15 protein-coding genes and 1 tRNA gene are annotated in these 17,002 nt (G+C 64.7%); 12 read left to right on the forward strand and 4 right to left on the reverse strand.

Going from position 1 to position 17,002, the window contains the following annotated elements:
• Positions 1 to 14 precede the first annotated feature (14 nt).
• The 11 genes from IDT60_RS05475 (at position 15) to IDT60_RS05520 (ending at position 11,475) form a co-directional block, all read left to right on the forward strand.
• The gene (locus IDT60_RS05475) at positions 15 to 1,169 is read left to right on the forward strand and encodes an adenosine deaminase (protein WP_191081192.1); all 1,155 of its coding nucleotides are present in this window, start codon (positions 15 to 17) and stop codon (positions 1,167 to 1,169) included.
• Between the two features lie 76 nt (positions 1,170 to 1,245).
• Entirely contained in the window at positions 1,246 to 1,875 is a 630-nt protein-coding gene (locus IDT60_RS05480; RefSeq protein ID WP_191081838.1) for a MazG nucleotide pyrophosphohydrolase domain-containing protein, read from the forward strand.
• Between the two features lie 133 nt (positions 1,876 to 2,008).
• On the forward strand, positions 2,009 to 3,289 hold the full coding sequence (gene eno, locus IDT60_RS05485; protein ID WP_164201520.1) for a phosphopyruvate hydratase: 1,281 nt from the start codon (positions 2,009 to 2,011) through the stop codon (positions 3,287 to 3,289).
• Between the two features lie 158 nt (positions 3,290 to 3,447).
• On the forward strand, positions 3,448 to 4,143 hold the full coding sequence (locus IDT60_RS05490; RefSeq protein WP_191081193.1) for a septum formation initiator family protein: 696 nt from the start codon (positions 3,448 to 3,450) through the stop codon (positions 4,141 to 4,143).
• A gap of 15 nt (positions 4,144 to 4,158) precedes the next feature.
• The gene (locus tag IDT60_RS23185) at positions 4,159 to 4,842 is read left to right on the forward strand and encodes a DUF501 domain-containing protein (protein WP_223883897.1); all 684 of its coding nucleotides are present in this window, start codon (positions 4,159 to 4,161) and stop codon (positions 4,840 to 4,842) included.
• Positions 4,839 to 5,786: a Ppx/GppA phosphatase family protein gene (locus IDT60_RS05495; protein WP_223883898.1), complete on the forward strand. Its 948-nt coding sequence runs from the start codon at positions 4,839 to 4,841 to the stop codon at positions 5,784 to 5,786. The genes IDT60_RS23185 and IDT60_RS05495 overlap by 4 nt, the downstream gene beginning before the upstream one ends.
• Before the next feature lie 34 nt (positions 5,787 to 5,820).
• Positions 5,821 to 7,197: a S8 family serine peptidase gene (locus IDT60_RS05500; RefSeq protein WP_191081195.1), complete on the forward strand. Its 1,377-nt coding sequence runs from the start codon at positions 5,821 to 5,823 to the stop codon at positions 7,195 to 7,197.
• Between the two features lie 34 nt (positions 7,198 to 7,231).
• Positions 7,232 to 8,722 (forward strand): NAD(P)/FAD-dependent oxidoreductase, encoded by a 1,491-nt coding sequence (locus IDT60_RS05505; protein ID WP_191081196.1) that lies wholly within the window; start codon positions 7,232 to 7,234, stop codon positions 8,720 to 8,722.
• Between the two features lie 138 nt (positions 8,723 to 8,860).
• Positions 8,861 to 9,802 carry an N-acetyltransferase gene (locus tag IDT60_RS05510; RefSeq protein ID WP_164201509.1) on the forward strand — a complete coding sequence of 314 codons (942 nt, stop codon included), beginning with the start codon at positions 8,861 to 8,863 and terminating at the stop codon, positions 9,800 to 9,802.
• Between the two features lie 23 nt (positions 9,803 to 9,825).
• Positions 9,826 to 9,899 (forward strand) — tRNA-Leu (locus tag IDT60_RS05515).
• Between the two features lie 235 nt (positions 9,900 to 10,134).
• Positions 10,135 to 11,475 (forward strand): ABC transporter substrate-binding protein, encoded by a 1,341-nt coding sequence (locus IDT60_RS05520; protein ID WP_164201506.1) that lies wholly within the window; start codon positions 10,135 to 10,137, stop codon positions 11,473 to 11,475.
• A 77-nt stretch (positions 11,476 to 11,552) separates the two neighbouring features.
• Here the strand turns inward: IDT60_RS05520 and IDT60_RS05525 are convergent, their stop codons facing one another.
• From IDT60_RS05525 to IDT60_RS05540, 4 genes are read right to left on the reverse strand one after another with little or no spacing between them, the layout of a single operon-like run.
• On the reverse strand, positions 11,553 to 12,326 hold the full coding sequence (locus IDT60_RS05525; RefSeq protein ID WP_164201504.1) for an ABC transporter ATP-binding protein: 774 nt from the start codon (positions 12,324 to 12,326) through the stop codon (positions 11,553 to 11,555).
• Positions 12,323 to 13,324 (reverse strand): ABC transporter ATP-binding protein, encoded by a 1,002-nt coding sequence (locus IDT60_RS05530; protein ID WP_191081197.1) that lies wholly within the window; start codon positions 13,322 to 13,324, stop codon positions 12,323 to 12,325. The genes IDT60_RS05525 and IDT60_RS05530 overlap by 4 nt, the downstream gene beginning before the upstream one ends.
• A complete protein-coding gene (locus IDT60_RS05535) occupies positions 13,321 to 14,292 on the reverse strand; it encodes a branched-chain amino acid ABC transporter permease (protein WP_164201502.1) in 972 nt (323 codons plus the stop codon). The genes IDT60_RS05530 and IDT60_RS05535 overlap by 4 nt, the downstream gene beginning before the upstream one ends.
• 12 nt (positions 14,293 to 14,304) lie before the next feature.
• Positions 14,305 to 15,642 carry a branched-chain amino acid ABC transporter permease gene (locus IDT60_RS05540; RefSeq protein WP_370590722.1) on the reverse strand — a complete coding sequence of 446 codons (1,338 nt, stop codon included), beginning with the start codon at positions 15,640 to 15,642 and terminating at the stop codon, positions 14,305 to 14,307.
• A 427-nt stretch (positions 15,643 to 16,069) separates the two neighbouring features.
• On the opposite strand from IDT60_RS05540, the gene IDT60_RS05545 reads away from it, so the two are divergent.
• Positions 16,070 to 16,978 carry a Bax inhibitor-1/YccA family protein gene (locus IDT60_RS05545; RefSeq protein WP_164201501.1) on the forward strand — a complete coding sequence of 303 codons (909 nt, stop codon included), beginning with the start codon at positions 16,070 to 16,072 and terminating at the stop codon, positions 16,976 to 16,978.
• Positions 16,979 to 17,002: the final 24 nt, after the last annotated feature.

Raw genomic sequence — 17,002 nt, forward strand, 5'->3', positions numbered from 1 at the left:
CCTAAGGTTGGAACGTGACTGAGCCTATTGTTGACGCTGCCCATGCCATCGATTTCGACCTGAAGAGCCTGCCCAAGGTTTCGCTTCACGACCACCTGGACGGTGGTCTGCGTCCCGCCACCATCATCGAACTGGCTGAGGCTGTTGGCCACACGCTCCCGTCCACTGATCCTGTGGCCCTTGGCCAGTGGTTCCGCGAATCCGCCGACTCCGGTTCGCTGGTCAGGTACCTGGAAACCTTCGACCACACCGTCGCCGTAATGCAGACCAAGGAAGGCCTGTTCCGCGTCGCCAAGGAATTTGTCGAGGACCTGGCGGACGACGGCGTGGTGTACGGCGAAGTGCGCTGGGCACCCGAGCAGCACCTCCAGAAGGGGCTCACCTTGGACGAGGCTGTTGAAGCAGTGCAGGAAGGCCTCGAAGCCGGCGTTGACGCCGTGGCCGAGGGCGGCCGCGAAATTCAGGTGGGCCAGCTGATCACCGCCATGCGCCACGCCGACCGCGGCCAGGAAATCGCCGAACTCGCCGTCCGCCACCGCAACCGGGGCGCTGTCGGGTTTGACATCGCCGGCGCCGAGGACGGCTTCCTGCCGTCCCGCTTCAAGGACGCCTTCACCTACCTGGCCCGGCACAACTTCCCCGCGACCGTCCACGCCGGCGAGGCCGCCGGACTCGAAAGCATCCAGTCCGCGCTGGTGGACGGCCGGGCCCTTCGGCTGGGCCACGGCGTCCGCATTGCCGAGGACATCCTGGTGGAGTTCGGCGACGACGATGACACGGACGGCTCCGAGGCAGGGGAAGACAGCATTGGCCTGGTAACCCTCGGCGATCTGTCCAGCTGGGTCCGGGACCGCGGCATCGCCTTGGAGATCTGCCCCTCCTCGAACCTCCAGACCGGTGCCATTGCCGGGTTCGGTGAAGGCATCGAGAGCCACCCCCTGGACATGCTTTACCAGCTGGGCTTCAACGTCACCATCAACACGGACAACCGGCTGATGAGCGGCGTCACCCTGACGGACGAATTCGAGCTCCTCGTGGAAACGTTCGACTACGACCTCGATGACCTGCTGGAGCTCACGCTGAATGCCGCCGAAGCCTCGTTCCTGCCGCTGGAGGAGAAGGAAGCGCTGGTGGAGTACATCAACGACACCTACGCCAACCTTGGCTGACGGGGTTCCCGTCGACAAGGCTCCCGTCGAGCGCCTTATAGAGGTTGTAGCCCGGCTGCGGGAGCACTGCCCCTGGATGGCGGCCCTCACCCATGCCTCGCTGGTGGAGTACCTCCTCGAGGAAGCCTATGAGGTGGCCGAGACCATCGAGACCGGCGCGGATGATGCCGAACTCCGCGGCGAACTGGGCGACGTGCTGCTCCAGGTGGTGCTGCACGCCCGGCTCGCTGAGGAGCGCGGCTCGTTTATGTTCGACGACGTCGCGCGCGGCATCAGCGCCAAGATGGTCCGCCGCAACCCGCACGTGTTCAGGCCTGACGGAACGCTTCAGGACTCTTTCCCGGCCACTGTTGAGGAGATCGTCCGGAAATGGGACGCGGTGAAGAGCTCGGAACGGCCCGAACGGCGGAGCCCCCTTGAAGGGATCCCGGATGCCCTCCCTGCCCTGGCGAAGGCGCAGAAGTTCCTGGACCGTGCCGAAAGATCCCCAACCGCCTCCTCCGCCGGCCAGCCCGGCCAGGAAACCCCGCGGTCGTGGGCCCATCCGCGGTCACCGGAGGGCCCCGACGCAGCTGAGGCCTTCGGGACAGAAGAAGACCTGGGCGACATGCTTCTCGCCGTCGTCGGTTCTGCGCGTGCGCAGGGGTTCGACGCCGAGCGGGCGCTGCGTGGCGCCATCCGGCGGCGGTTCGAGGCCCCATCATGACGTCCGGGTGACGGATAGGGTTCCGTAACGTCCGCCACTCTCGACTACGCTGGTCCCTGACGATGACGTCCCCGCGTTTCCGCTATTTTTCAGTGTTAGATCCACCAAAAATCGCCCACCAAGGAGCACATCCATGGCGCTTATCGATGCCATTCACGCCCGCGAAATCCTCGATTCCCGCGGCAACCCCACCGTAGAAGTTGAAGTACTGCTCTCCGACGGCCAGATCGGCCGCGCAGCAGTCCCCTCCGGCGCCTCCACCGGCGAGCACGAGGCTGTTGAGCTCCGTGACGGCGACAAGGGCCGGTACCTCGGCAAGGGCGTCCAGAAGGCAGTTGACGCTGTCATCGACCAGATCGCTCCTGCCCTGATCGGCTTTGACGCCACGGACCAGCGCAGCATCGACCAGGCCATGATCGACCTGGACGGCACGCCCAACAAGGGCAAGCTCGGCGCCAACGCCATCCTGGGCGTTTCCCTTGCCGTGGCCAACGCAGCCGCCGCGTCCGCGGACCTGCCCCTGTACAAGTACCTCGGCGGCCCCAACGCGCACGTCCTGCCCGTTCCGCTGATGAACATCCTCAACGGCGGTTCCCACGCGGACTCCGACGTCGACATCCAGGAATTCATGATCGTCCCGATCGGCGCGGAGACCTTCTCCGAAGGCCTGCGCTGGGGCGTTGAGGTTTACCACAACCTCAAGTCCGTCCTGCAGGCCAAGGGCCTCTCCACCGGCCTGGGCGACGAGGGCGGCTTCGCGCCGAACCTGCCGTCCAACCGCGCGGCGCTGGACCTGATCCAGGAAGCCATCACGAACGCCGGCTACACCCCGGGCAAGGACATCGCCCTGGCGCTGGACGTCGCCTCCTCCGAGTTCTTCAAGGACGGCGCCTACCAGTTCGAGGGCAAGGCACTGTCCGCCACCGAGATGAGCGCCTACTACGCCGAACTCGTTGCCGACTACCCGCTGGTGTCCATCGAAGACCCGCTGGACGAAAACGACTGGGAGGGCTGGAAGACCCTCACCGACACCATCGGTGACAAGGTCCAGCTGGTGGGCGATGACCTCTTCGTCACCAACCCGTCCATCCTGCAGCGCGGCATCGACACCAAGACGGCCAACTCCCTGCTGGTCAAGGTCAACCAGATCGGTTCGCTGACCGAAACCCTGGACGCCGTTTCCCTGGCCCAGCGTGCCGGCTTCACCACCATCACCTCGCACCGCTCCGGCGAAACCGAGGACACCACCATTGCTGACATCTCCGTTGCCACCAACGCGGGACAGATCAAGACCGGTGCCCCGGCCCGCTCCGAGCGCGTGGCCAAGTACAACCAGCTGCTGCGCATCGAAGAAGAACTCGACGACGCCGCACGCTACGCCGGCCGCAGCGCGTTCCCGCGTTTCAAGGGCTAGTAGCCGCGTAAACCACTGACCGGTGGCTATGGTTGAAAGACCATAGCCACCGGTTTTTGTTTCGGCCTGCTGCTGGCAGGGCACTTGTGCCAGCAGCAGCCATTTGTTTCAGCGCCAGAGTTGCGGTCCGGAGGCAGACCGCACGTTTCAGGAGTGTCATGGCTACCCGCCGTCCCAAAGTTCCCAAGGCCGCTTCCACGCGCAAGTCCGCATCGGACCACGCCGGGGAGGCAGCCGGCACGGCTGACATCATTCGCGCCGACTTTGGCGGGACGCAAAGCGGTGCGGGAATCGGCAGCGCCCACACCAAAGCCACGCCGCCGAGTGGGACCCCGGCCAAGGGCTCGAGGGGCGCGGCAGCCACCAGAGGCACACCGGCGAAAGACCCGCCCGCCGCCAAAGCCCGGGGGAGCGCTTCTGCCGGCGGAACCACAAAAGGCGGGGACGCGCAGGACCACGCCCAGCCAATACCCGCCAAGGCATTCTCCGGACGCATGCTGGCACTCGCTGTCGTCATGATTGCCATCACCATCATGCTCGCTCCCACCGTCAAGATCTTCTTCGACAAACGCGCCGAGCTCGCCGCCCTCAGCGACGATATCGCCGCCCGCCAGGTGGAGGGGGACAGGCTGCGCCAGCAGATCTCGCGCTGGCAGGATCCCAACTATGTGAAACAGCAGGCCCGCGACCGCATTAACATGGTTATGCCGGGCGAAACCGGCTACTGGGTCTTCGGCAGCGAACTGCCGGCCGGAACCGGCAGTAGCCAGAACGCCGCAGCAGCGCAAGACCCCGCCGATCTGCCGTGGGTGGATTCCCTGTGGGAGTCCGTCCGGCGCGCGGCCACAGACTGAACCACCAGAGGAAGGATGGCCGCGCCAGTGGAAGCACGTACGGCACCTGAGCCGGAGAAATCCTGCCAGCCATCAGCACATGATCTTGAAGTACTCAGCAGGCAACTGGGACGGCCGGTGCGCGATGTCGTCGAAATCCCGGCGCGTTGCGTATGCGGCAACCCTTTGGTGGCTGCCACCGCACCGCGGCTGGGGAACGGCACGCCTTTCCCCACCACGTTCTATCTGACCCACCCGGTGATCACCTCTGCAGTCTCGCGGCTTGAAGCTGCCGGGCTGATGAACGAGATGAATGAGCGGCTCACCGCGGATGAGCCGCTGGCCGCTGCCTACCGTGCCGCGCACGAGGACTACCTCGCCGCCCGGGCCGGCATCGGCGAGCGGGCGGGCATAGGGGCGGTCCCGGAAATCGACGGCATCTCCGCCGGAGGCATGCCCACGCGCGTCAAGTGCCTGCATGTACTGGTGGGGCACTCCCTGGCTGCCGGGCCAGGCGTGAACCCCCTGGGCGACGAAGCCATCGCCGGCATCAGCGAATGGTGGACGGCAGACCGCTGCTACTGCGCGGGCGCCTGGGACACTGCCGGGGAAGCACCCTCCCGGGACCTGAGCCGGCACGGACCGCAGGGCCTGCCGGACATCGTGGGCCGTCCCGCCCCGGTCCGCAGAACCGCCGGCGCGCCGGAAGCCGGTTCGTGACCCGCGTCGCCGCCATTGACTGCGGCACCAACTCCATCCGCCTGCTCATCGCCGATGTGGACCGCAGCAACGGGACGGCCAAACTGACCGACGTGGTCCGCGAAATGCGTGTTGTCCGGCTGGGCCAGGGCGTGGATGCCACAGGTGAGCTGGCCCCGGAGGCGCTGGAGCGCACGTTCGCGGCCACGGCCGACTACGCCGCGCTGATCCGCGAACACGGCGCGGAGTCTGTACGTTTTGTGGCCACCTCGGCCAGCAGGGATGCCCGCAACCGCCATGTTTTTGTGGACGGAATCCGGGACCTGCTGGGCGTCGAGCCGGAGGTCATTTCCGGCGACGAAGAGGCCGCCCTGTCCTTCGCAGGGGCAAGCAGCGTCCTGCCTATCCACGACGGCGATCAGGTCCTGGTGGTTGATCTCGGCGGCGGAAGCACTGAGTTCGTCCTCGGCACCCCCAACGGTGTCACAGCCGCCAAGTCGGTGGACATCGGCTGCGTCCGCCTGACGGAACGGCACCTGCACAGCGACCCGCCAACTGCGGAACAGATCGCCGCCGCAGAGGCCGACGTCGACGCCGCCATCACCCGCGCGGGGGTGGACGTTCCGCTGGAACGCGCCACCGCCGTCGTCGGCGTTGCAGGCTCCATTACCACCATTACAGCCCATGCCCTTCGCCTGCCGGAATACTCCCCGGCGGCGATCCATGGAGCTGAACTGCCGATTGCCACCATCACCGCAGCCGCCGCCGACCTCCTGGCCATGACCAGGGCAGAACGTGCCGGCCTGCCGTACATGCACCCGGGCAGGGTGGACGTGATGGGTGCCGGCGGGCTGGTGTGGGGCCGGATCCTGGAGCGGCTGCAGTCACTCAGCGCGGGGCGGATCGTCACAGCCACTGCCAGCGAACACGATATTCTTGATGGTATTGCCCTGAGCCTCAACTGATTCCGGGCATCAGCGCACCAACAGGGGGAGCCGCATGACCAGAGCAACAGCCCGGTTCCACCGGACCGCCTCGGCACTCCTGGCGATGGCCCTCGCAAGCGTCAGCCTGGCCGCCGGACTGGCGTTCGCGCCCGCCGCACAGGCCGACGAGGTACGGGATAAGCAGCACTGGCTGGCTGAGTCCGGAATCACCAAGGCCTGGGAGGTTTCCAAGGGTGCCGGCGTTAAGGTCGCAGTGATCGACAGCGGCGTGGACGCCGGACACCCCGACCTCAAGGGCGCTGTCACCGGGGGTTACGACGCCTCGGGCGCCGGCACGGCCAACGGACAGAAAATCCTTGGCATCAAACCCGAACACGGCACGCTGGTGGCCACCATGCTGGCGGGGCGCGGCCACCAGCCGGCCACCCCGTCGGCTTCACCGAGCCCGTCTGCCTCGCCCGTCGGCCCGGACGGCATTGTGGGGGTGGCACCGGAGGCGGAAATCCTGTCGGTCTCCACCTGGCTGGGTTCGGCCAATCCTGCAGGAAAGAACGATCAGGACCAGATTCCCGAGGCTGTCCGCTGGGCAGTGGACAACGGAGCCAGGGTCATCAACATCTCCCTGGGCAGCACCACTCCGCAGTGGCCCCAAAGCTGGGACGCGGCCTTCCTTTACGCCGAGCAAAAAGACGTTGTGATCGTTGCCGCGGCCGGAAACAGGATAGGCGGCAACCTGCAGGTGGGCGCGCCCGCCACCATTCCCGGCGTCCTGACAGTGGCCGGGCTGGACCGCAAGGGGGCGGCGAGCGTCGACTCATCCTCTCAGGGCATCAGCATCGGTGTGGCGGCGCCGGCGGAGAACCTCCTCGGCGGACTCCCCGGCGGCGGCTATGCCGAATGGGCGGGCACCTCCGGGGCGGCCCCCATCGTGGCCGGCGTTGCGGCCCTGATCAGGTCCAAGTGGCCCGACATGAGCGCCAAACAGGTCATCAACAGGATCGTCAGCACAGCCAAGGACGCCGGCCCTGCGGGAAAGGACCCGCTGTACGGCTTCGGTGTACTCAATGCCGAGGCTGCCCTGAAGGACACTGTCGCAGAAGCGGCAGTCAACCCGCTCGGCTCCATTTCCGACTGGATCCGGGTCCACCGGCGCGGGAACCTGGCCACCCCGGCCCCCGTCCCCAGCTCTGAAGTGGCGAGCGCCATCCCCACGCTGCCCGATCCCACGGTGCCCGTGGCGAAGGCGCCGTCCCAGCGGGACAGCGCCATAGGCGGCGCCGTCGTCATCGGTTCCGCCCTGCTGTTTGTGGCGGTCATCACCGCGGCCGCGTTCCAGCTGCGCAGAGCGGCCCGGGACCCCGGATTAGCGGGCGAAGACCCGGATACCGGAGTCGTCGATACGGTCGAATCCGGCGGCAAACGCAGTTAGTGAAGATTTTCACAAAGTGCTGTACTCTTAAATCATGGCAACCACCCCAGAGCTCCAGGACCGTCCCAGGGTACTCGTCGTCGGCGGCGGGTACGTCGGCCTGTACGTAGCACTCAAACTGCAGAAGAAGATCGCGAATGCCGGTGGCATCGTCACCCTCGTGGATCCACTGCCTTACATGACTTACCAGCCCTTCCTGCCCGAGGTTGCCGGCGGCAACATCGAGGCCCGCCACGCAGTGGTCTCCCACCGCCAGCACCTCAAGCAGACTGAACTTATCCAGGGCAGCGTCACCTCGATCGACCACGCCAACCGCACCGCCGTTGTGGCGCCCGCGGACGGCGGAGGGCACATCGAGATCCCTTACTTTGACATCGTGGTGGCCGCAGGCGCCATCACCCGCACCTTCCCCATCAAGGGACTCGCGGATAAGGGCATCGGCCTGAAAACCATCGAAGAGGCCGTAGCCCTGCGCAACAAGGTCCTCGAGCGGATCGAAGCTGCGTCCACCATCACGGACCCCGCCGCCCGCGCCAAGGCCCTGACCTTCGTTGTGGTGGGTGGCGGCTTCGCCGGCATCGAATGCATCACCGAAATGGAAGACCTGGCCCGCGCCGCGGTCAAGAACAACCCGCGCATCAAACAGGAGGAAGTCCGCTTCGTCCTGGTTGAGGCCATGGGCCGCATCATGCCCGAGGTCACCGCACCCCAGGCCGAATGGGTTGTGGAGCACCTCCGCAGCCGCGGCATCGAGGTCCTGCTGAACACCTCACTGGACAGCGCCGAAGGCAGCCTCAAGCTCATCAACCTCCCGGACAAGACCCTTGCCCAGGAATTCGAAGCGGACACGCTCGTCTGGACTGCCGGTGTACAGGCCAACCCGATGATCCGTTCCTCCGACTTCCCGCTGGAACCGCGCGGCCGCGTCCGCGTCCTGCCGGACCTTCGCATCGCCGGTGATGAAGGCATCATCGAGAACGCCTGGGCCGCCGGCGACATCGCCGCCGTGCCCGACCTCACGGGCAGCGGCCTGCCGGACGGCACCTGCGTCCCGAACGCCCAGCACGCCCTGCGCCAGGCCAAGCGCCTCGCCAAGAACCTTTGGGCTTCCCGCTGGGAGAAGCCGCTGAAGGACTACAAGCACAAGAACCTTGGTGCTGTGGCCGGCTTCGGCGAGTGGAAGGGTGTTGCCAACATCAGCCTCGTCGGCCGCATCGGCCTGAAGGGCCCGCTGGCATGGCTTGCACACCGCGGCTACCACGGCATGGCCATGCCCACGGTGGAGCGCAAGATCCGGGTCATCATGGGCTGGATCCTGGCGTTCTTTATGGGCCGCGACACCACCCAGCTCATCGACCTCGACAACCCGCGCGGCGCCTTCGTCGCTGCTGCCACCCCGGCGCCCAAGCCGGCAGCAGCCCCTGCCCCCGCGGCACCTGAGGTGTCAGCCGCAGCAGCGAAGCCGGGCTCCGCTGCTGCCACCAGCGTGGACCCCAAGCAGGCAGTCACTGCAGACGCCAAGTAGGTTAGCCGCACCTGGGACCTGAGTAGCGCACTCTCTTCTGTAACGCCCGACGGCGGCTGTCCCCTGCGAGGGACGGCCGCCGTTGGCGTCTCCCGGCTCTCTTCGTTTTAGGGCCCGTCTTCCTTTTAGACTGGCAGGATGACTGGCGAAACGAACCTCCAGGCCCTGCTCGCAACGCTGCATCCCGTGCTTCGGGACGGCGAATACGTCTACGTCCTGTGGCCGCACGGCAGGCCGCTGGAGCCGGGGATCCAGGCTGCGGTGCGTGAAGCCGAGGGCCTGACGGTGGTCCTGCCCCGGGCGACCGCGGACAGCCTGGGGCTGCCGTACGACTTTGTGGCAGCCTGGATCACCCTGGAAGTGCACTCTGAACTGGAGGCTGTTGGCCTGACTGCCGCTGTCGGGAAGGCCCTGACGGATGCCAGGATCAGCTGCAACGTGCTGGCAGGCTTCCACCATGATCATCTGCTGGTGCCGGTGGCCGACGCCCCGCGCGCACTCGAAGTCCTCCATGAAGTGTCGGCGGCAAGCCGGGACCAGCCACGGCCCGAGCTGGTGCTCCGGAACGAAACGGCAGCGGACAGGGACAAGATCCTCGCACTGACAGCCGAAGCATTCGCCATCTCTCCCGTCACCGGCCTGCCTGTGGAGGGGGAGCCGATTGAAGTCGAGGTACTTCGGCAACTCTTCGAATGCGCGGAATACCTTCCCGAATTCAGTGTCGTCGCCGTGCTTGATGAGGAAATAGTCGGCCACGTGATCAGCACCCGCGGCTGGGTGGGCGACTACGGGCTCCTGGGGCTCGGGCCCATCGGTGTTACGCCCAGGCTGCAGCGTCACGGGATCGGCAGCGCCCTCATGAACGAGACCATCGCCAGGGCGAATGCGGCGGGGGAGGGCGGCATAGCCCTCCTGGGCAGCCCGGAGTACTACCCGCGGTTTGGCTTTGTCCCGGCAGCATCGTTTGGCGTGCTGCCGCCGGAGGACTCCTGGGGCGAGCACTTCCAGTTGCTTCCGCTGGCGCTCTGGCCAGGCGGGGTTCACGGGACTTTCCGGTATGCCGCACCACTGGCAGGCTGAGGACGGGATACCATTGACCGGGCGCCCCAGTAGCCCAATTGGCAGAGGCAGCGGACTTAAAATCCGCGTGTTGTGGGTTCGAGTCCCACCTGGGGTACACATTTTCCTTTCGGCGCAGTGTTCTCCCCGTGACGCCCGCACGGGATCCAGCATCATCCGGACATGAACGGACCGCAGTTGTCTGTTGATTTCGCATATGCAACGACTGTTATGAGGATGTGACCTCAGTCACTTATATCCGCACCGTATATGCACTAGCTTGAAGTTAAATCAGGAACACCTGATCATCCGCATCAAAGGCCGTTCGCACCTTTCGATCCAGGAGATTGTCAATGATTTCACTCCCCCCGGCGGCACCACGCGTTGCCAAGCTAACCGCTCTCAGCGTAGGTGTCGCCCTGCTGGCCACTGCCTGTGGTGGTACCTCCACCCCGACGGCGACCACGACGACCAAGCCGGCAGGCCTGTCCTGCCCGGCTCCTTCGGAAGGACTGAAGGCGCCGGTGATCCCAGCGTCGGGAAACGTGCCGCCATCGTCAACCACCACTGACACCCCCCTCAAGATCGGCACGCTGCTGCCGACCACCGGCGCGCTGTCCTACCTCGGCCCGCCCGAGATTGCCGGCGTCAGCCTTGCTGTGAAGCAGATCAATGAGGCCGGCGGCGTCCTGGGCAAGCCCATCGAGGTCATCAACCGTGACTCCGGCGACACCACCACCGACGTTGCAACGCAGTCCGTGAACAACCTCCTGAGCGCGGGCGTCAGTGCCATCATCGGCGCTGCCTCCTCGGGTGTTTCCAAGACGGTCATCAACCAGATCACCGGTGCCGGCGTGGTCCAGTTCTCGCCCGCGAACACATCGGTGGACTTCACCAACTGGGATGACAAGGGCCTCTACTGGCGGACAGCCCCTTCAGACGTCCTGCAGGGCTCGGTGCTGGGCAACTACGCAGCCTCCTGCGGCGCCCAGACCATGGGCATGCTGGTGCTGAACGACTCCTACGGCACCGGGCTGAGCACCAAGCTCAAGGAATCCTTTGAGAAGGCCGGCGGCAAGATTGTTGCCGAAGAGCTGTTCAACGAAGGCGATTCGCAGTTCAGCACCCAGGTGGACAAGGTCATCGCCGCCAAGCCGGATGCCATCGCCGTTATCTCCTTTGTCCAGGGCAAGAGCATCATCCCGCTCCTGACCGGCAAGGGCATCAAGGCCGAACAGATCTTCATGGTGGACGGCAACACTGTCGACTACAGCAAGGATTTCGAACCCGGCACACTCACCAAGGCCCACGGCACCATTCCGGGCACCACAGCCGGTGAGGACTTCAAGAAGGAACTGCTGGCTGTTGACCCGGCCCTGAAGGACTTCATCTACGCCGGTGAGAGCTGGGACGCGGCCAACCTCATCGCCCTCGCGGCAGAAGCTGCCAAGAGCACCAAGGGTGTGGACATCGCCAAGCAGCTGCAGGCCGTCTCCAAGGACGGCGAGAAGTGCTTCAGCTTCGCCAGTTGCGTGACGCTGCTGCGGGCGGACAAGGACATTGACTACGATGGCCAGTCCGGTCCGGTAACCTTCGCGGACAGTGGTGACCCGTCTGAGGCAACCATCGGCGTTTACGAGTACAAGGAAGACAACACCATCGCCCTCGTAAAGGAAGAGTTCGGCAAGCTCTAAAGACCGACCCCTCGTGAGGCAAAGGAACCCCGCCCGGATTCATCCGGGCGGGGTTCCTTTGTGCGTGGGCTGTGTGGCTAGCCGACTTCGTCTGCGAGAGTGCCGAGGTACAGCTGGATGACTTTCGGATCCTTCATGAGTTCCCGGCCCGTGCCGGTGTACGCGTCCTTGCCCTGATCCAGGACGTAGCCGCGGTCACAGATCTGCAGGCAGCGCCGGGCGTTCTGTTCCACCATGATTACCGATACGCCGGCCCGGTTGATCTCATGGACGCGGAGGAACGTCTCATCCTGCTTGACGGGGGACAGCCCCGCGGAGGGCTCGTCCAGGAGCAGCACCGCCGGGTCCATCATGAGGGCCCGGCCCATCGCCACCATCTGCCGTTCGCCGCCGGAAAGGGAACCGGCCCGCTGGGCGCGGCGCTTCCCCAGTTCAGGGAAGAGGCTGGTCACGAAGTCGAACCGCTCGGCAAAGGCCTTTGGCCGCTGGTAGATGCCCATCTGCAGGTTTTCCTCGATGCTCAGGGCGGCGAACACGTTGTTGTTCTGGGGGACAAAACCCACGCCCTGGCTGACCAGCTTGTTGGCTTTGAGCCCGGTGATGTCCTTGCCCCGGACAACCACGGTCCCTGAATGAACTTTAACCAGCCCGAACATGGCTTTCAGCAGCGTCGATTTGCCGGCTCCGTTGGGACCGATGATCCCGATCAGCTCGCCCTTCCGGGCCTCGATGCTGCAGCCGTTGAGGATGTTCACGCCGGGAAGGTAGCCGGCCACCAGGTTCTTTACGGTGACTACGGCGTTGTCGGACTGTGCCGGATTCGCGGCGGGGGCTGCGCTGGTTGCGCTCATTTTCCGTCCCTCTCTTCCAGTCGGGCCACATTTTCCGGGGCGATGATCCCGGCGTTTTCTGTGCCGACGATCGATTCTTCATCCGCTTCGAGTTCGGCTTCGAGTTCCTTGATGCCTTCGGCGTCGCCCAGGTCGACGTCGTGATGGGCGCCAAGGTAGGCGTCAATGACGGCGGGATTCTTCATGACCTCGGTGGGCGGGCCTTCGGCGACAATCTTGCCTTCGGCCATCACCACAACCCAGTCGGCGATGTGCCGGACCATGTTCATGTCGTGTTCGACGAACAGGACCGTCATGCCTTCGGATTTGAGGTTCTTGATGTGGTCCAGCAGGGACTGGGTGAGGGCGGGATTCACGCCGGCCATGGGCTCGTCCAGCATCACGAGCTTTGGCCGGACCATCAGGGAACGTGCCATCTCCAGCAGCTTGCGCTGGCCTCCGGAGAGGGAAGCGGCGTAGTCATCCTTCTTGGCGTCGAGCTTGAATTTCTCCAGCAGGACATTGGCCTGCGCGGTGATTTCCTTCTCGCGGCCGCCCCACATGCCCTTGAACAGGGCCTTGGACAGCCGCTCGCCGGGCTGGTCCGCAGCGCCGAGGCGCATGTTCTCCATAACAGTGAGCTTGCCCATGACCTTGGTCAGCTGGAAGGTCCGCACCATGCCCAGCCTGGCGAGCTTGTAGGAGGAGACGCCGGCGATGCTGTGGCCTTCGAACTGCCATTTGCCGGAGTTGGGGCTGTCAAAACCCGTCAGCAGGTTGAATAGCGTGGTCTTGCCGGCGCCGTTGGGTCCAATGAGGGCGGTGATCTTGTGCCGCGGAATTTCGAGGTACTCCACATCCACGGCGTTGATGCCACCGAAGCTGCGGCTGATGTTCTCGGCCACAACGATCGGATCCCGCTTCCTGCAGCCGGGCCCTGTTTCGTCAGCTGCAATGGGCCGGGTGTCGGTCATGAAGTCGACGTTTTCCTGTTTTGATACTGCACTCTGCTCGCTCATGCGAATGCAAGCTCCTTCTTGTTACCGAAGACACCCTGGGGCCTGAAGATCATCAGCAGCATCAGTGCAATACCGACCAGGATGAACCGGAGTTGACCCGCCTGGACGGTGGACAGCCAGGTGATGATTCCCGATTCGATCAGTCCGCTGAGAATGCCCTGGGTCAGTGACAGCACCACCCAGAAGATCATGGCCCCAATGACAGGGCCCAGGACGGTGGCCATGCCGCCGAGCAGGAGGCAGGTCCACAGGAAGAACGTCAGCTCAGTGCCGTAGTTGGCCGGCTGGATGGCACCGCGGGGCAGGGTGAAGATCATTCCGGCCAGGGCGCCCAGGACGCCACCGATGATGAGCGCCTGCATCTTGTAGGCGTACACATTCTTGCCCAGTGACCGGACAGCGTTCTCGTCTTCCCGGATGCCCTTCAGGACCCGGCCCCAGGGGCTGCGCATGAGGAGCCAGATCAGGACGCCCGCCACGATCACCACGACCCACGCCACGATCCGGATGAAGAAGTCGCGGTTGTTCATGCCCAAGGGGTAATCCCCGGGCGGGAAGGGGTTCATGTCGAAGAACCCGCCTTCAAAGGCCGCGAGGCCGTTGGCCGAGCCGGTGACAGCCGTCCAGCCGTTGGTGGTGACCAGGTAGCGGACAATTTCGGCCGCAGCGATGGTCACGATGGCAAGGTAGTCGGCCCGCAGGCGGAGGGTGGGTATGCCGAGGATCAGCGCAAAAATTGCTGCTGCCACCACGGCGATGAGAAGGGCCAGGAAGAAGGGCGCCTTAAAGGTCAGCGTGGAGATGGCGAAACCATAGGCGCCCACGGCCATAAATCCCGCCTGGCCGAAGTTGAGCAGACCGGAGTAGCCGAAGTGCACCGCGAGGCCCAAAGCGGCCAGTGCATACGCGGCGGTAGTAGGGCTGATGAGTTCGCCGAAGGCGTTGGACAGAATAGCTGCAAAATCCATGATTGGTCCTTCCTATCCCACGCGCTCGCGGCGACCCAGGATGCCTTGCGGCCGGATCAGCAGGACGAGGATCATCACGCCCAGCGGGATGACGTATTTGAGGTCTGCCGGGGCACCGAAGACTGTGGTCAGTTCGGTGAAGATGCCCACCACGATGGAGCCGATGAGGGCACCGAAGACGGTCCCGAGGCCGCCCAGTGTGACGCCGGCGAAAATCAGGAGGAGAATCTGTGACCCCATGTTGAAGGAAACACCGGGACGGTAGTACGCCCACAGGATTCCACCCAGAGAGGCGAGGACGCCGCCCACAACCCACACAATGCGGATGACTGCGTCCACGTCGATGCCGGAGGCCGCGGCCAGCGCAGGGTTGTCGGCAACGGCCCGGGTGGCCTTGCCGAGCCGGGTCTTCATCAGGACCAGTCCCACCACCAGGATGACGACGGCACTGATGATGAGGGACCACAGGTTGTTCGGGGAAACGGAGATGGGGCCCAGCTGGATCTCGGCACTTTGCGCTCCCGGAAGCTGCTCGGTGGCTCCGCCGAAGTAGAACAGGATCACATAGCGGGCGGCGAGGGCCAGGCCGATGCTGACGATCATCATCGGGACGAGTCCGGTGCCGCGGCCCCGGAGCGGTTTCCACAGGCCGGCGTCCTGGACGTAGCCCACCAGTCCTCCGCCCAGCAGGGCAAGGATCAGGGTCAGCCAGAACGGCAGGCCCATGGCGTTGAAGGCGAAGACCAGGACGGCTCCAAGGGTGACCATTTCACCGTGCGCAAAGTTGGTCAGGCCCGTGGTGCCGAAGATCAGCGAGAGGCCTACTGCGGCCAGGGCGAGCAGCAGCCCAAAACTCAGGCCTGCAACCAGCCTGTTGGTCAGGTCCTGCGCGAAGTTGCCCTCCTGCACAACAATGCCTGCACCGAAAGTGAAGATGGTGGTTTGGTTTGAGGTCTGGCCGAAGGCGAGTTGCCGCGGGTTTTCCTGACCCTCCGCCAGTGCCACACCTTCCGGAAGCGTGGATTCATCCAGCTCCACTTCATAGGTGCCGGACTTCGGTACTCCGAGAGTCCAGGAGCCATTGGCGTTGGAGGTGGTGGAACCCTCAAATCCTTCACCGGAGACACTGATCTTTACGTCTGGAAGGGGTGCGCCCGCGTTACGCAGAAAACCGCTGATGCTGAATGGAGAGCTTGTGGCCGACGGGGATGGTGCCGGTGACGGGGAAGTGGCCAGTGACGCCGGAGCGACGACGAGCAGGATTGCCAGCACGGAGCCAAAGACGGCCCCTATGATTCTCAGCAATCCCGGCTGCCGCCGGTGCGGCGGGCCTTTGGGTGTACTTCTCAAATTGAAAAACCTCCACTTGGGGGGTGGCCAAGGTGCTCCCTTGCAACCGCTGCAAACGTCACGGGACGGATAGCGCTGGTGTGCAGGTTTTTGGGGCCTGATTGTGATATCCGTCACCGTGTGTGGCCTATGTTACAGCGCGTCAGGGCCAAATTTACGGCTCGGAGAAGCCCGTACGGTCGCGATCGCATAACAACTGCGGCAAGCCCATTGCGTCTTGGCAATGTGTTCGCCAAGAAACTTAAGGTGTTTGCTGGTATTCCTCAGCGGGGCAACAGAGGGGCTGCCGGGTCCGCCAGCCCCGGCAGCTCATCACGGTTGGGTTTCAGCCCTGCGCATGCGGGAACTTATCGGCGCGTAAATGCGTAGATATTGGTAGCGTGGCTAGTAGTCCACGACTCAACCCTTTACTTGGAGGACACCAGCAATGGCACTTGGCGGAAACCCGATCTTCAACGGAAAGAACTTCCGTGGAGCAACGCAGGCACCGCGTGTCCCGCAGGCGCCCTACGGTCAGGCCCAGTACGGCCAGCAGCCCTACGGACAGCAGTCGTTTGGCCGCGCACCCGGCCAGGTCATGGACGGCCAGGCCGGCTACGGCCAGCAGGGCATGACCAGCGAGCAGCTGCAGCAGATGTACAACCAGCCGGCCGCGGGCCCCGCGGACACCGGCCGGATGACCTATGACGACGTCATCGTCAAGACCACAGCCTGCCTTGGCGTGCTGCTGGCAGGCGCGGCTGTGACCCTGTTCGTCAGCATGAGCCTTGCCAGCATGCTGATGATCGTCGGCGCCCTGGGTGGATTTGTCCTTGCCCTGGTGAACACGTTCAAGAAGCAGCCTTCGCCGGCTCTGATCCTTGCCTACGCAGGGCTGGAAGGCCTGTTCCTCGGCGGGCTCACCCGCGTACTGGACCTCGCGTACCCGGGCGTGGGCCTGCAGGCTGTTATTGGCACCCTGTCCGTCTTCGCCGTGACCCTGCTGCTGTTCAAGAGCGGCAAGGTACGTGCCACGCCCAAGGCCATGAAGTTCTTTATGATCGCCTTGATCGGTTACGCCGTCTTCTCCCTGGTCAACCTCGTCATGATGATGACCGGCATGACCACGGAACCGTTCGGCCTGCGCAGCGGCATTATCGGCGTCGTCATTGGCATCCTCGCCATCGGCCTCGCCGCGTTCTCTCTGGTGATGGACTTCACCAGCATCGAAGCCGGCGTCCAGGCCGGTGCCCCGCAGCGCTTCTCCTGGACCGCAGCATTCGGCCTGACGGTCACCCTGGTGTGGCTCTACGTGGAAATCATCCGCGTCCTGGCCATTCTCCGCGGCGAGGACTAGCACCCGCGGCGGCGTCCGCCGTCG

It is taken from the genome of Pseudarthrobacter sp. BIM B-2242 (assembly GCF_014764445.1).
In the GTDB taxonomy this organism is placed as follows: Bacteria; Actinomycetota; Actinomycetes; order Actinomycetales; family Micrococcaceae; genus Arthrobacter; species Arthrobacter luteus_A.